12 protein-coding genes are annotated in these 14,161 nt (G+C 69.4%); 7 read left to right on the top strand and 5 right to left on the bottom strand.

The features are described 5' to 3' along the window. Window positions 1–58 precede the first annotated feature (58 nt). Window positions 59–2,095, bottom strand: coding sequence for a glycosyltransferase (locus FXF51_RS31170; protein WP_148438255.1), 2,037 nt, complete (start codon window positions 2,093–2,095; stop codon window positions 59–61). 55 nt (window positions 2,096–2,150) lie between these two features. After that, window positions 2,151–3,281 (bottom strand): non-hydrolyzing UDP-N-acetylglucosamine 2-epimerase, encoded by a 1,131-nt coding sequence (gene wecB / locus FXF51_RS31165; protein WP_148438254.1) that lies wholly within the window; start codon window positions 3,279–3,281, stop codon window positions 2,151–2,153. Window positions 3,282–3,469: 188 nt separating this feature from the next. On the opposite strand from wecB, the gene FXF51_RS31160 reads away from it, so the two are divergent. From FXF51_RS31160 to FXF51_RS31140, 5 genes are all read left to right on the top strand, one after another. Further along, window positions 3,470–5,020 (top strand): glycosyltransferase family 4 protein, encoded by a 1,551-nt coding sequence (locus FXF51_RS31160; RefSeq protein ID WP_262379963.1) that lies wholly within the window; start codon window positions 3,470–3,472, stop codon window positions 5,018–5,020. A 133-nt stretch (window positions 5,021–5,153) separates the two neighbouring features. Next, entirely contained in the window at window positions 5,154–6,401 is a 1,248-nt protein-coding gene (locus FXF51_RS31155; protein ID WP_262379953.1) for a nucleotide sugar dehydrogenase, read from the top strand. Window positions 6,402–6,420: 19 nt separating this feature from the next. Beyond that, the gene (locus tag FXF51_RS31150; RefSeq protein ID WP_148438251.1) at window positions 6,421–7,509 is read left to right on the top strand and encodes a glycosyltransferase; all 1,089 of its coding nucleotides are present in this window, start codon (window positions 6,421–6,423) and stop codon (window positions 7,507–7,509) included. A 28-nt stretch (window positions 7,510–7,537) separates the two neighbouring features. Then, window positions 7,538–9,358, top strand: a complete 1,821-nt coding sequence (locus tag FXF51_RS31145) for a DUF4434 domain-containing protein (protein ID WP_148438250.1) — start codon at window positions 7,538–7,540, stop codon at window positions 9,356–9,358. A 76-nt stretch (window positions 9,359–9,434) separates the two neighbouring features. Beyond that, window positions 9,435–10,100: an NUDIX hydrolase gene (locus tag FXF51_RS31140; RefSeq protein WP_148438249.1), complete on the top strand. Its 666-nt coding sequence runs from the start codon at window positions 9,435–9,437 to the stop codon at window positions 10,098–10,100. Between the two features lie 86 nt (window positions 10,101–10,186). On the opposite strand, the gene FXF51_RS31135 is transcribed toward FXF51_RS31140, so the two are convergent. The 3 genes from FXF51_RS31135 to FXF51_RS31130 form a co-directional block, all read right to left on the bottom strand. Beyond that, window positions 10,187–11,533, bottom strand: coding sequence for a serine hydrolase domain-containing protein (locus FXF51_RS31135; RefSeq protein WP_148438248.1), 1,347 nt, complete (start codon window positions 11,531–11,533; stop codon window positions 10,187–10,189). A gap of 79 nt (window positions 11,534–11,612) precedes the next feature. Continuing rightward, complete coding sequence (locus FXF51_RS61065; RefSeq protein ID WP_187414665.1) at window positions 11,613–11,786, bottom strand: hypothetical protein; 174 nt, start codon at window positions 11,784–11,786, stop codon at window positions 11,613–11,615. 141 nt (window positions 11,787–11,927) lie between these two features. Beyond that, on the bottom strand, window positions 11,928–12,671 hold the full coding sequence (locus FXF51_RS31130; RefSeq protein WP_148438247.1) for an SDR family oxidoreductase: 744 nt from the start codon (window positions 12,669–12,671) through the stop codon (window positions 11,928–11,930). 136 nt (window positions 12,672–12,807) lie between these two features. Between FXF51_RS31130 and FXF51_RS31125 the strand changes: the two genes are divergently transcribed. After that, on the top strand, window positions 12,808–13,734 hold the full coding sequence (locus FXF51_RS31125) for a LysR family transcriptional regulator (protein ID WP_262379952.1): 927 nt from the start codon (window positions 12,808–12,810) through the stop codon (window positions 13,732–13,734). Window positions 13,735–13,842: 108 nt separating this feature from the next. Continuing rightward, entirely contained in the window at window positions 13,843–14,058 is a 216-nt protein-coding gene (locus tag FXF51_RS31120) for a hypothetical protein (RefSeq protein WP_148438246.1), read from the top strand. Window positions 14,059–14,161: the final 103 nt, after the last annotated feature.

Genomic DNA, 14,161 nt, shown 5'->3' with positions numbered 1-14,161 from the left:
GCGCGCATCGGCAGGCCCGGTGTCCAGGTCACCGGCACCGGGATCCGGCCGAGCAGAGTCAGATGAGGACGTGCGCGTCCGGCCGGCCGACGAACGAGAACTGGGCGTTCCTGGTCAGCTTGATGTGGTCCGCCTGCCAGGTGTGCATGGCGGTGTCGGCGCTGCGCCAGTAGACGAAGTTGAACCGGTCGGCGGAGTAGATCTTGACGCCGTCCTCCTTCAGCCGCCGCACGAGGTGGGTGTCCTCGCCGCGGGTGATGTCGGCGAACGGGTAGGCGCGGAACAGGTCCGCCTTGCCGAGGAACGTGCCGCCCTGCACCAGCCACGAGTAGCGGTGCTCCAGGCCGGGCAGCCGGAGCATGGTGGTGTTGCTGCCCTCGAAGTAGGCGTAGTGCGCGCCCTTGCCGGTCAGTTCCGCGTCCGAGAAGTCGAAGGAGCGCACCAGGTCCGACAGGTAGTGCTCGCCGTACAGGTTGTCGTCGTCCATCTTGGCGATCAGCTCGCCCTCGGCGGCGGCGATGCCCAGGTTCATGCACGCGCCGAGCGACAGCGAGGCGTCGGCGGGCAGGACGGTGACGTCCGTGATGCCCGCCATGCGGGCCTTGTCAGCCACCACGACGGGGTCGATGTCCAGCCCGTGCAGCACCATGACGAGCTGCAGCGGCCGGTGGAGCTGCTTGGCCACCGAGGAGATCGCGTGCTCGATCTGGGAGGCGCGGTTGGTGGGCAGCACGACGGTGATCGAGCGCGACCGGGGCGTCACGTGGTGGCCGAGGTCCTGGAGGATCTGGTCCACGCGGTGCGAGAACAGGTGCTTGTCGAAGACCTCGCGCATCGCCAGGTGTCCCATCCTGGCCCGCAGCTCGGGGCTGTTGATCAGGTGCAGCACCTGGTTGTAGGACTCGATCGGCTCGCGCGCGATCGGGATCAGCTCGCCGAACGTCTCCTCGATGGCCCGCGACCACCCCGACACGACGGGGGTCGAGCAGGCGGACAGCTCGAAGACGCGCCGCGCGCACATGGTCGGCGAGTCGAGCACCGAGTTGACGTTCAGGAAGACCTTGTACATCCGGTACGCGGCCAGCATCTGGTCGTAGGGCAGCTCGCCCACGATGTGCGGCCGGTACTTCTCCGGCCAGGCGTACTTCTCGTCCACCTCGCCGTTGCGGGCGAAGATGTGCATCCCCAGCTCGCGGACCGGGTCGAGGACGATCTCCATCTGCTCGCGGCGCTCGGGGTGCTTGTCGCGGAAGTACATGCCGGCGAAGACGACGTCGTGCAGGCGGCCCTTGTTCTGCTGGATCGGGTTGTGTACGCGGGGCTGGGCGGCGAACTGCAGCACGTCCACCCGGTCGTGTCCCAAAATTTCCCGATATTTCGGCAGCATGTCACCGTCGCAGGTGAACACGTAGTCGAACAGCTTGGCCGTGTCGATGAAGAAGTCGAAGTTCGGCGGGTCCTCCTTGTTCCAGAAGACCGTCGGGATGCCCTCGCTCCTGCACCACGCCACCAGGTCGCGCAGCGGGTCCTTCGGAGCGTTCGTGCCGGTCATCTGGTAGCGCCAGCGGCCCTGGTTGCCGTGCCAGGCCGACTCGCAGAACAGCAGGTCGGGCCGCTTCTCGGCGAAGATCTCCGGCCAGTCCTTGAGGCCGAACTCGATCTGGTCCCACTCGTAGCGGAAGGCCATCCTGGAGAAGTCGTCCAGGATCACCGCGACCTTCAGGCCGGGCCGGTTCACCGGGCCGTTCGGCCACTTCACGGCCGGCACCTCGACCTGCGGCGGCCGGTTCTCGGCGGCGGCGGTCGCCAGGCTCACCGGGATGGGCGCCTTGGGCGCCTTCTCCCTGGAGCGCACCGCCTCGACGATCCTGCCCGGGCTCTTCGAGCCCAGGGCCTCGCCCAGCTTGAACGTCCGCTTGGCCTGCGTGGCCTCCAGCTTCCAGTTGGCGTACGCGGCCTTCGCCTCGGCGATCTCCAGCCGCCGGCGCAGCTCCCTGACCTCCGCCTCGTACCGCTCGACGAGCTTGCGCTCCTCGGGCAGCCAGTTGACGGGGCCGAGTCGCTGGTAAGTGGGATGTTCCGGGGTTTCGGCCATGGTGGTACGCCAATCGCTTCAGCAGAGGTAAGTCATAGTACGGCGGATACCGCCATCATTCGGGGCGTTTGCCCTGAGAAGCGGGTGCCAGGTTGTCCCCCTTGAGCCACGCGGCGATCACCGTCGCGATGCGCGGCCCCGACTTGCCGTCCCACAGGACCGGCAGCTCGCCGGCGGGCGTCGCGGCGCCGTCGGCCAGCGCCTTCTCCGCCGCCGCGGGCAGCAGAGCGGGCGTGACCAGGCGGTTCGTGCCGTGCGTGATCGTGATCGGCCGCTCGGTGTTGGGCCTGACGGTCAGGCAGGGGACGCCCAGCATGGTCGTCTCCTCCTGGACGCCGCCCGAGTCCGTGACGACCAGCGCGGCGCCGCGTACGAGTGAGAGGAAGTCCACATAGCCCAGCGGATCGACCACCTTGATCGACTCGCCGTCCACGAGGCCCGCCTCCGCCAGCCGCGCCTTGCCGCGCGGGTGGATCGGCACCACGATCGGGACCTGCCGCGAGACCTCCAGCACCGCGTCCACCAGCTCCCTGGCGGCTTCCGGGGTGTCCACGTTCGCGGGGCGGTGCAGGGTGGCGACCGCGTAGCGCTCCGGCAGGCCGAGCCGCGCCACCACCGGCGCCGGGTCCAGCGTCGGCAGCGCCGAGAACAGGCTGTCGATCATCGGGTTGCCCACCAGGTGCACCTTGGCCGCGGGCACCCCCTCGTTCGCCAGGAACGCCAGCGCCTCCGGCGAGGTGGCGAAGAGCAGGTCGGCCAGCGCGTCCGTGACGACCCGGTTGACCTCTTCCGGCATGCCCCGGTCGAACGAGCGCAGCCCCGCCTCCACGTGCGCCGTCGGCACGCCCAGCTTGGCGCAGACCAGGATCGCGGCCAGCGTGGAGTTGACGTCGCCGTAGACCACGACCAGGTCGGGGTCGTGCTCCTGGACGACCTCCTCCAGGCCGACGAGCAGCGCCGCCGTCTGCTTGGCGTGGCTGCCGGAGCCGACCCCCAGGTTCGCCACCGGCTCGGGCAGGCCGAGGTCGGCGAAGAAGACGTCGGACATCAGCGCGTCATAGTGCTGACCAGTGTGGATGATGCCCTGCCGCACGCCGAGCTCGCCGAGTGCCCGCACCACCGGGGCCGCTTTCACGAAATTGGGACGAGCACCCAATACGTGCAGGACCAGGGGGTTCTCCCTCATTGACCTCGCCTTTCATAGCGGAAGGGAAAAAACGCTGCCTATGGTACGGTCCCACCGTGGCATCCGACGCCAGTCGTCAAGACTCCTCCCGTTCCGCAGACAGGGTTTCCGCGAAGTCCGCCCGTGCCGGCGTCGGTGGGCTTCTCAAGGGATTCGTCCAGCACCCGATCATCGTCTCCCGCGTGGTGATGACGAAGGTCAAGTCAGACCCCGTGCGCGTGGCCCAGGCCGCCGCCGACACCCTCCCGCCCAAGTTGCGGCCCTTCGTCGGCAGCGTCGCCTGGCCGGCCGCCCGCCGGGCCCGGCGCATGGTGCGCAAGTTCGGCATGCGCGTGGTCAAGGGGCCGTGGAACGAGGCCAAGGAGCACTGGGACTCCGGCCGGGTCACCGAGGCCGCCGCCGTGCTGGAGGCCCACACCAAGTACCCGTTCGTCAAGCGCAGGGCCGCCTACTACCGGGGCGAGCTGGCCGCGATCAGCCCGGACCCGATCCCGCCGGGGCCCAAGGTGGCCATACTGAGCCGGGTCCAGAACCGGGTCCTGCACGTGGTCACCAACGCCCTGCCGTACACGCAGGCCGGCTACACCGTGCGCACCCACCGCATCGTCACCTCGCAGAAGGCCGCCGGCATCGACCCGCACGTGGTCACGAGCTGGGGCTGGCCGATGCTGCAGGGGCACGCGGACGCGACGCCGTTCGAGGAGCTCGACGGCATCCCCTACCACCGGCTGCTGCCCGAGCCGCACCGCGAGATGCCGTTCGAGACGCAGGGCCGCATCATCAGGGGCGCCGAGCGGGTCACCAAGCTCGTGGCCGAGCTGCGGCCGCAGGTCCTGCACGCCGCCACCGACCACCGCAACGGCTCCATCGCGCACGCCGTGCGCGACAGGACGGGCACCCCCTTCGTGTACGAGGTGCGCGGCTTCCTGGAGGAGACCTGGGCCTCCCGCGACCCCAAGCGCATCGGCAGTCAGCGGCACGTGCTCCAGCGCGACCGCGAGGCGTTCCTGATGCGCGAGGCCGACGCCGTCGTCACGCTGGCCGAGACGATGGCCGCCGAGATCGTCGAGCGCGGCGTGCCCAGGGAGAAGATCCACCTGGCGCCCAACGCCGTGGACGACTCGCTGCTGACCGCGCACTACGACGGGGCCTCCTTCCGCCGCGAGTACGGCATCGCCGACGACGAGATCGTGGTCGGCTCGGTGTCGAGCATCGTGGCCTACGAGGGCTTCGCCACCCTGCTGCGGGCCGCGGCGCTGCTGCGTGACGAGCGCACCCCCGTCCGCGTGCTCATCGTGGGCGACGGCACCGAGCGGCCCAACCTGCTGGAGCTGGTCGAGGAGCTGGGCCTGAACACCGCGATCCTGCCGGGACGCGTCGGCCCCGACGAGGCGCTGCAGGCGCAGGACGCCATCGACATCTTCGCCTGCCCGCGCGAGGACCTGCGCGTCTGCCGACTTGTTACGCCATTGAAACCCGTCGAGGCGATGGCGCTCGGCAAGCCCGTGGTGCTCAGCGACCTGCCCGCGCTGTCCGAGCTGGTCGGCTCCGACGGCGCGGGGAAGCTCGTGCCCGCGGGCGATCCGGCCGCGCTGGCCAAGGCGATCGCGGGGCTGCGGGAAGACCCGGCCAAGCGCGCCGAGATGGGCGAGGCGGGCCGCGCAGAAGTCGCCGCGAAGCGGACCTGGAGCCGCGTTGCCGAGACTTATCAAGCCCTATACCGCTCGCTTGCCGAATGATGACCATGAATCTTCCTCCCAGTTGTGACGGGTTCGGTCGCATTAGGCGTGAGCTAGGTGGACTTGAGATAACCTTTGCGACCATGAAGTGTTGTTTCCGGCTCCCAAAGGCACAGCTGTGACAGAAATCGACTTGACTGTCATCGGCCTGGGCTACGTCGGCATGCCTCTCGCCAAGGAGGCTGTGGCCGCCGGCCTGCGGGTCGTGGGCCTCGACGTGGACCCCGCCAAGGTCGACGCACTCAGCGCCGGACAGTCCTACATCGATGACCTGACCGACGCCGACCTCGAGCACATGCTGGCCAACGGGTTCAGCGCCACGCTCGACGAGACCGTGCTCGCCAGGAGCAACACGATCGTCATCTGCGTGCCCACGCCGCTGGACGACGACCACCGCCCCGACCTGTCCGCCGTCGAAGGCGCCACCAAGGCCGTCGCGCGCAACCTCAGCAAGGGCACCCTCGTCGTGCTGGAGTCCACCACGTGGCCCGGCACCACCGACGAGCTGGCCAGGCCGCTGCTGGAGACCTCGGGGCTGAAGGCGGGCGAGGACTTCCACCTCGCCTTCTCGCCTGAGCGCATCGACCCGGGCAACCCCAAGTACGGCCTGCGCAACACGCCGAAGGTCGTCGGCGGCTACACGCCGACCTGCCGCGACCGCGCCACGGCCTTCTACGGGCGGTTCATCGAGCAGGTGGTGCCCGTCAGCGGCACCCGCGAGGCCGAGATGGCCAAGCTGCTGGAGAACACCTACCGGCACGTCAACATCGCACTCGTCAACGAGATGGCGATCTTCTGCGACGAGCTCGGCATCGACCTGTGGGAAGCCATCGAGGCGGCGGCCACCAAGCCGTTCGGCTTCCACAAGTTCCTGCCGGGCCCCGGCGTCGGCGGGCACTGCATCCCCGTCGACCCGTCGTACCTGTCGTACACCGTGCGCAAGCTCGGCTACCCGTTCCGGTTCGTCGAGCTGGCACAGGAAATCAACGAGCGGATGCCCTCGTACGTGGTCGCCCGCGTACAGCGGTTGCTCAACAGGCATAAGAAGCCCGTGAACGGCGCCAGAGTCGTTATGCTCGGCGTCACCTACAAACCGGATATCGCCGACGAGCGCGAGACCCCGGCCCTGCCCGTGGCGCGTGCGCTGCTGGAGCTGGGCGCGGAGCTCTCGTTCGCGGACCCGTACGTCAAGGAGTGGGCGGTGGACGGCACCCCGGTGCCGCGTGAGGAAGACCTGGCCGAGGCCGTGATCAACGCGGACGTGACGCTGCTGATGCAGCAGCACGCCGCGTTCGACCTCGACATGGTCGAGGCGAACGCCAAGCTCGTGCTGGACACCCGCGGCGTGCTCGCCGAGGGTGAACGCGTCGAGCGGCTGTAGCGACGGAGGGCTGCGCGCAGTGCACGTGCTCGTCATGACGGTGGTGCATAACCCCGAGGACGCGAGGATCCTGCATAGGCAGATCCGTGCCCTTGTGGATGCCGGTCATGAGGTCACGTACGCCGCCTCGTTCACCGCGCACGGCGTCGTTCCGAGACCTTGGGTCACCGGAGTCGACCTGCCCCGGGCCGCCCAGCGCAAACGGGTGGCCGCGGTGTGGGCCGCCCGGCGGCTGTTCAAGCGCATGCGCAACAAGGTCGACCTCGTCCTCATCCACGACCCCGAGCTGCTCTTCGCGGTGTGGGGCATCCGCAACAGGCCGCCCGTGGTGTGGGACGTCCACGAGGACACCCCCGCCACGCTCTCGCTCAAGCCGTGGCTGCCGTCGCTGCTCCGGCCGCCGGTGCGCTTCCTGGCGCGCATGCTGGAAGGCACCGCCGAGCGGCACATGCACCTGCTGCTGGCCGAGACCGCGTACGCGGGCCGGTTCAAGCACGCGCACCTCATCGTGCCGAACGAGACGTGGGTGCCCGACTCCGTCACCCCGCCGGGCGACGACCGGATCGTCTACCTCGGGTGGCTGTCCAGGGCCCGCGGCGTGTTCGAGGCGGTCGAGGTGGCCAAGCTGCTGCAGCCGTACCGGGTGGTCGTGGAGCTGATCGGGTACGCCGACCCGCAGAGCCGCGCCATGCTCAACGAGGCCGTCACAGAAGGCCTGCTGGAGTGGCGCGACTTCATGCCGAACGACGAGGCGCTCAAGCGGCTCGACGGGGCGCTGGCCGGGCTGTCGCTGCTGCACGACGAGCCGAACTACCGGCACTCCATGCCCACCAAGATCGTGGAGTACATGGCGCACGGCATCCCCGTCATCACGACCCCGTCACCGCGCGCGGTCGAGCTGGTCGAACGGTACGACAGCGGCGTCGTGGTGCCGTGGCAGGACCCGAAGGCCGTCGCGCAGGCCGTGCTGACGCTGCGCGACGACGTACGGGAGCGGCGGGCGCAGGGCGCGCGGGGATACGCGGCGGCCCGCGCGAACCACCACTGGCCCAACTCCGCCAAGCGGTTCGTCGCACAGCTCGAGTCCTGGGCCGGGGTCAAGCCGTAACACTTCGAGGGCGGGTAGGTTCCTGAACGTGCGCTGGCTCTTCCTGGTCGCGGGCGCAGCCATCCTGGCCGTGATCGCCACCGTGATCATCGTGCTGCCGACCGGCGACCCCGACCCCGTGGCGTCCACGACCGCCGCGCCCAAGCCGTCGAACACCGAGCCGACGCCGAAGGTGGATGAGTTCACCGACGACTGTGGAACGTTCGAGACGGAGAAGAAGGCTCCGTACGCCGTCACCGGCTACTGGATCACCCCCAAGTCGAACCCGTGCACCTGGCGCACCCAGCTCCAGGAGATCCACAGCGTCGGCGGCGACACGATCATCAGGATCGGCTACGGCCTGCAGTTCCGCAACGTCAGCGACGCCGGCGAGATCCTGCACGAGGGCGAGGTCGACTCCCTCTACAAGTCGTGCGAAGAGGACGGCCTGAGCTGCCACGACGCCGCCCTCCAGGACCTCCAGGAAGCCAACCCGGAGAACCGCATCGGCCGCGTGTACGTCTACCGCACCGACGAGCTGTTCGGCCAGGACCTGTTCCGCTGCCCCGCCATGGAGCACGCCGTCGAGGCGGGCAAGCGCACCTACTACCGGCTCATCACCCAGCCGGACGGCTCCGACGACGCCACCTGCGACTTCAGCAGCAAGGCCCGCTCCTACGACATGATCCTCGTGGCCGGCTCCAACCAGGACAAGGACAGCCTCACCCAGCTCCTCGACCTGGCCGACCAGTTCGGCATGCGCGTCTTCCCCGCGCTGCCGCTCGCCCCGCGCGACTCCAAGAACAAGATCAGAGCCGAGAAGCGTCACCTCGGCACCCTCACCACCCTGACCCGCCGCATCCTCCAGGACTACGGCGTGCGCTTCGCCGGCCGTGACTCGCTCGGCGGCGTCTACCAGCCGTTCGAGGTCCAGATGTCGGCCACCCTGGCCACCAACCCGACGCTGGAGGTCTACGCCGACCAGCACACCATCGTCAACCAGGAGCTCGGCAAACCCATCCTCATCAGCCCCTACCTGGACGCCCGCAAACGCGTCGCCTTCGGGCAGACGCCCAAGCAGGTGGCCGAGGGGTTCAAGGCCCTGGTGAAGACCGGGGTGGGGATCATCGCGCCGCAGGACAGCCGGGGGACCGGCAAGGTCGGGCTGTTCTGGCCCGACGAACGCGACAGCGAGGTGGACGAGCGGCTGCGGCCGGTGGTGGGCGAGTCCACGTACGACACCGCCTACCACGGGTCGACGCGCGACTATTACCGCGAGATGGCGACGGCTCGTGAGGAGATGATCGACCAGGGGTATCACGTGGAGCTCTGGGCGAACGTGGAGGCGTTCGAGCCTTCGGGGGAGCAGCCGTGTGCGCCGACGGGGACCCGGGGCAAGACGGACAAGAAGCGGCTGGATCAGGCTGTGACCATGGCCGGGCGGTATGTGCAGAAGATCGTCTCCTATATGTGGAGCGATTTCATGACCTGTGGATCGCCGTCGCTTGAGACCGAAATCGGGAAGGACTGGCAGCGGCCCATCGCCGTGGACGCCATCCGGCGGCCCCGTGACGTTCAGGACGGGGTCGAGGTACGCGGCTACAACCTCAAGGACGGCACCGTCACCGTCACGTGGTCCGGGGGGACCAAGGAGATGGTGGTCTCCGCGGTGGGGTGGCTGGATGAGGACCCGATCGAGGACGAGTTGCCGGTGGGGATGGCTACGGCCTGGGTGCCGTTCGACTGGACTCAGGTGCCCGCGGGGGAATGGGTGCAGATCGGGGTGAAGATACCGTCGGGGCAGGGGACCTCGGAGCCGCTGCACGTACGGATCTCCACTCAGGCTGTCGCTACGCCGGCGGGGGGCTGACGAGGCGCGACCCAGCCATCCGCCTCACATTTCGTCCGGTTCGCTGGCTCGTGATCCTCCGTGTAACGTGCCTGCCATGGTCCCGAGCATCCCGGTCAGTGTCGACCTGGTCGTGCTCACCGTACGCAACCAGGCGCTGTGCGCTCTCGTGTGGCGCCGCGACAACCCGCCGTTCCTGCGCCGCTGGTCCCTGCCCGGCGGCTTCATCCAGCTCGACGAGGACCTCCCGGCCGCCGCCCACCGCATCCTCGCCGAACGAGCGGGCCTCCCCGGCGCCCCGGTCCATCTGGAGCAGCTCCAGACGTACGGCTACCCGGACCGCGACCCACGCCAGCGCGTCCTCAGCGTCGCCTACCTCGGCCTGGCCCCCGACCTCCCGGCCTCAGAAAAGGCCCACATGAGCTGGCAACCCATCGACTCACTCGCCGTCATGGCCTTCGACCACCGCCGCATCATGCTGGACGGCATCGAACGCGCCCGCGCGAAACTCGAGTACACCTCCCTGGGCGCCGCCTTCTGCCCCCCGCAGTTCACGGTGGCCGACCTGCGCAGGGTGTACGAAATCGTCTGGGGCCGCCAGCTCGACCCCCGCAACTTCCACCGCAAGGTCACCAAGGCGGAAGGCTTCCTCCTGGAAACAGGCGGCACCACCACCCGAGACGGCGGCCGCCCGGCCAAGCTCTACCGCCGAGGCCCCGCCGAGCTCCTCCACCCCCCGATGCTGCGCAGCCTCAAGGAATAGCGAGCGCGGCACCAGCGCCCCACCCGCCCACGGGCCCTCAACGGCAGGGCTCGCCCTGACCAGCGCGAGCCCGTACCGGCCAGGCATCAACCCGCACTCTTCCCGCCGCAGAACACCTCCTTGGCCAGCCCGTCCACCAACGTCTGGAAGTTGGCCGCAGGCCCCCGAGTGGCCGAGTCCACCCAGGTAACAGCCCCGGTCACCGTCGTCTTGCCATCAGGCGAGCTGTACATCAGCGCCCCGTACCCGTGCGGCGGGCTGCCGTTGTGCCGCAGGACGGTGCAGTTCGGGCCGAGGTTCTGCACGAACACCCCGAGGCCGTACCCCATCGTCGGGTTCGGCGTGCGCATCTCGGCCAGCAGCGCGGCAGGCAGGAGCTTGCCGCTGTTCAGCGCGGAGAAGAACGTGTGAAGGTCCTGGCTGGTCGTGATCAGGTCGCCGGCGCCGGACAACAGGGAGACGTCCTGGCGGCTGATGTCGACGACCTGCTCCTTGCCTGAGGCGTCCTCGTAGCTGTAGTAGCCGTGGGAGTGCGGGCCGGGGAGTTGCGCGCGGTCGCCTGACAGGGAGGTGCCCGTGAGGCCGAGCGGCTTGAAGATGCGGCGGCGCAGTTCCTCGGCGTACGAGCGGCCGGTGACCTTCTCGATCACCAGCGCGGCCAGCGTGTAGTTCGTGTTGGTGTACCTCTGGTCCGTGCCCGGCTCGAACCGGGCCGGCTTGGACAGCGCGAACCGCACCAGTTCCTCCGGCTCGTAGTGGCGGAGCCGGTTGGGCAGCCACTCCTGGCCCGCCGAGGGGATGCCGGGCACCCACGAGCCGTCGGGGTCGAAGTCGCCGGTGTAGTTGAACACGCCGCTGGTGTGCTGGAGCAGCATCCGTACGGTGATCCGGGCGTCGAGCCCGAACTCGGGCAGGAGGCCGGCCACCGAGTCGTCCAGCCCGATCTTGCCCTCGGCGACCAGTTGCAGGGCCACGGTCGCGATCACGGTCTTGGTGTTGCTGCCCGCGTAGAACCGGCCGTTCACCGGTGGCTTGGCGTTCGTGCCCAGCTTGCGCACGCCCGCGCTGCCGACCCACTTGCCCTGCTCGTCGTCGACCTGGAGCTGCACCCCCAGGAAACCGGCGTCGACGAACGCCTGCAGCGCCCGCTGCAACTCCGGGCGCTGCTGCGCGGCGCCGGCCTGGCTCGCGGACGTGTCGCTCGCGGCGGCCTGGGTCGCGAACGTGTTGCTCGCGGCGGCCTGGGATGCGGACGTGCTGTCCGTGGCGGCCTGGGGTGCGGGGGCGCTGTCCGCGGCGGCCACGCCCGCGGTGGCGGCGGCCAGCAGCGAGGCCGTGAGTGCGGTGACGGCCGTTCGTCGGAGAACCCGTCGTGCGATCTTGTCGTGGTTCCTCTTGCGCGGCTCGCCGGCCGCGGTGGCTGAAGTGTTCATGACGAGTACGATCGCCGACCACCCTGACACCGGACCGCCGCCGAACTGACGCGACCGCTGACACGGTGTCGGGCGCCGATCACTGCGTCGAGCCGAGCCGTACGGCGTAGGCCCGCACGCCGGTCGGAGCGTCCCAGGTGGCTCCGACCCCGACCAGTCCCCAGCCGCCGGAGCAGTCCGTGGTGCCGTACAGGAACGCGGTGTCGGTGGTGTCGTTGGAGAAGCGGACGGCCCCGTCGGTCAGCTCCACCATCTGGAACGCCTGCCCGGCAGGGGTGACGTAGGTGTAGCTGCCGGAGGCGGCCTGCGCGGCCGGCGTTACGAAGAGGACGGCGGTGAGATCTGCAGGTCGGCGTGGCTGCTCGGTGATGGGCTCCGACGCCCGCGGCCTTCTCTAGAGCTGGGACCCACCGCCGTCCACGGTGAGCTCGGCCCCGGTCGTGAACGTGGCCTCGAACGCGAGAAAGACGAGCGCCTTGGCCACCTCGTCCACGGTGCCCATCCGCTGCATCGGGTTCTCCGCGGCCATCTGCGCCTTGGTCTGCTCGGCCGCCTCCTTGGGCATCGACTTGTCGAGGATCCCGGAGTCGATCGGCCCCGGGCTGACCGCGTTGACGCGGATCTTGCGGGGCAGCAGCTCGCGGGCCAGGCTGCGGGTCATGGACCGCAGCGCGGCCTTGCTGGCCGCGTACGCGCTGAGCATCGGCAGCCCCAGGACGTTCGCGACGGAGGTGGTGAGGACCACGCCGCCGCCCTCGGCCAGCAGCGGGGCGAGCTTCTGCACGGTGAAGTACGGGCCCTTGGCGTTGATGGTCAGCACCTGGTCGAACAGTTCCTCGCTGGTCGCCTCGAAGGGCGCGAACCCGTTCACCCCCGCGTTGGCGAACACGGCGTGCACGGTGCCGAACTCGGCCTTCACCCGGTCGGCCAGCGCCTCGATGTCCGACAGTGACGCCGCGTCGCTGCGCACGGCGATGGTGTCGCCGCCGAGTTGCTCACGGGCGGCGTCCAAGGTGGCCTGGTCACGTCCGGTGATCAGAACGCGCGCACCTTCGCTCACCAGCAGCCGCGCGGTGGCGAGACCGAAACCGCTGCTGCCGCCGGTGATCACCACGTTCTTGTTCTCGTACTTGCCCATATCGGTGTGCTCCTATCAAGCGATACGGTCGCCGCCTCTGCGGGACACCACCGAGTCAACAACGCTCTGAGCTGCGTGTCCAAGACCTGTTATGCACCTCGACATGCAGAATCCGTATGACGAGTAGAGTAAGAACGTGTCCGAAATCGTGGAGTTTCCCTCGCCGGCCGACTCCGGCGCGGACCTCGATCTGCGGCTGGTCCGATACTTCACGGTCGTCGCCGAGCATCTCAACTTCGCCCGCGCGGCCGCCGCGCTGCATCTCGCGCAGCCTCACCTGAGCCGTCAGATCCAGCGGCTGGAGGACGTGCTCGGGGTCCGCCTGCTCGAACGCACCTCCCAGGGCAGTCGTCTCACCGCGGCCGGCGCGGCGTTCCTGCCGAAGGCGCAGGCACTGCTGCACGCCGCCCACCAGGCGGCTCTCACCGCGCGAGCCGCGGCGCCGCCGCGCACGATCACCATCGGCTACCTTGAGGATCTCGTCATCACCCCGGCGGTACGCGACCTGCGCCGCCGCCACCCCGACGCCCACGTCCGCACCCGCCACCTCGACTGGGACGAGGGCCGTGCCCTGCTCGACGGCCAGGTGGACGTGCTCGTCGCCCGGACGCCGCTGCCCATCCCGGACGACGGCCTGAGCGCGACCGTCCTGTACGACGAGCCCCGGGTCCTGCTCGTGCCCGCCGGCCACCGCCTCGCGGGGAAGGAGTCGGTCAGCCCGGACGACTTCGAGGGCGATCCGCTGGTGGCGTGTGCCGGTGTCGCCCCGTCGTGGGCGCACTTCTGGCGGCTCGAACCCCGGGGCGACGGGCATCCCGCGCCGCTGGCCCTGGTCGTCGAGACGTTCGAGGACAAGCTCGAACTCGTCGCCGAGGGGCGGGCCATCGCCGTCGTGCCGGCCGGCGACCGGCGTGTCACGTTGCGGGACGATCTGGTCACCGTGCCCATCGAGGGCGTCGAGCCTTGCCAGGTGGTGGTCGTGGGGCGCGAGGGTGATCGGGATCCGCTGGTGGCCGGCTTCCGGAAGTCCGCGCAGGAGTTCCTGGTGCGCGGGGCCGGATAGAACGGCGCCATCCAAGTCGCCTTCACCGTCGAATCACGGAGGACGATTCCGCCGATCACGGGAAACGGCATGACTTGCTCCGACATCATCCGCCCGCATGGCCGTCGCATGCCCGCGCTTCTTCTCCTGCTCCTCACCGCCATCGCCGTGACGGCGTTGCTCGCCGCGGTGACCGGAATCGGCCTGCCGCCCCACCGTGAACGCCCGGCCATTCACCTCCCCGCAGCCGTCACCTACACCCATCCCAGCGCCTCCACCCCTCAGATCCTTCTGATCAGGAGCCGCGCGGAGCACGTGTTGAGGGCCGAAGCCCCAGCCAGGTGACAAAAGGTGATGAATCAGTGACGCATGTCGCTGGTGCGCTCTAGGATCGGAACTGCCCGAACCCCCCGGCGGCAAGGAGACGACGGTTGATCGCGACGGCGGC

It is taken from the genome of Nonomuraea sp. PA05, from assembly GCF_008086045.1.
Taxonomy (GTDB): domain Bacteria; phylum Actinomycetota; class Actinomycetes; order Streptosporangiales; family Streptosporangiaceae; genus Nonomuraea; species Nonomuraea monospora.
This window is presented reverse-complemented; position numbering and strand designations above follow the sequence as displayed.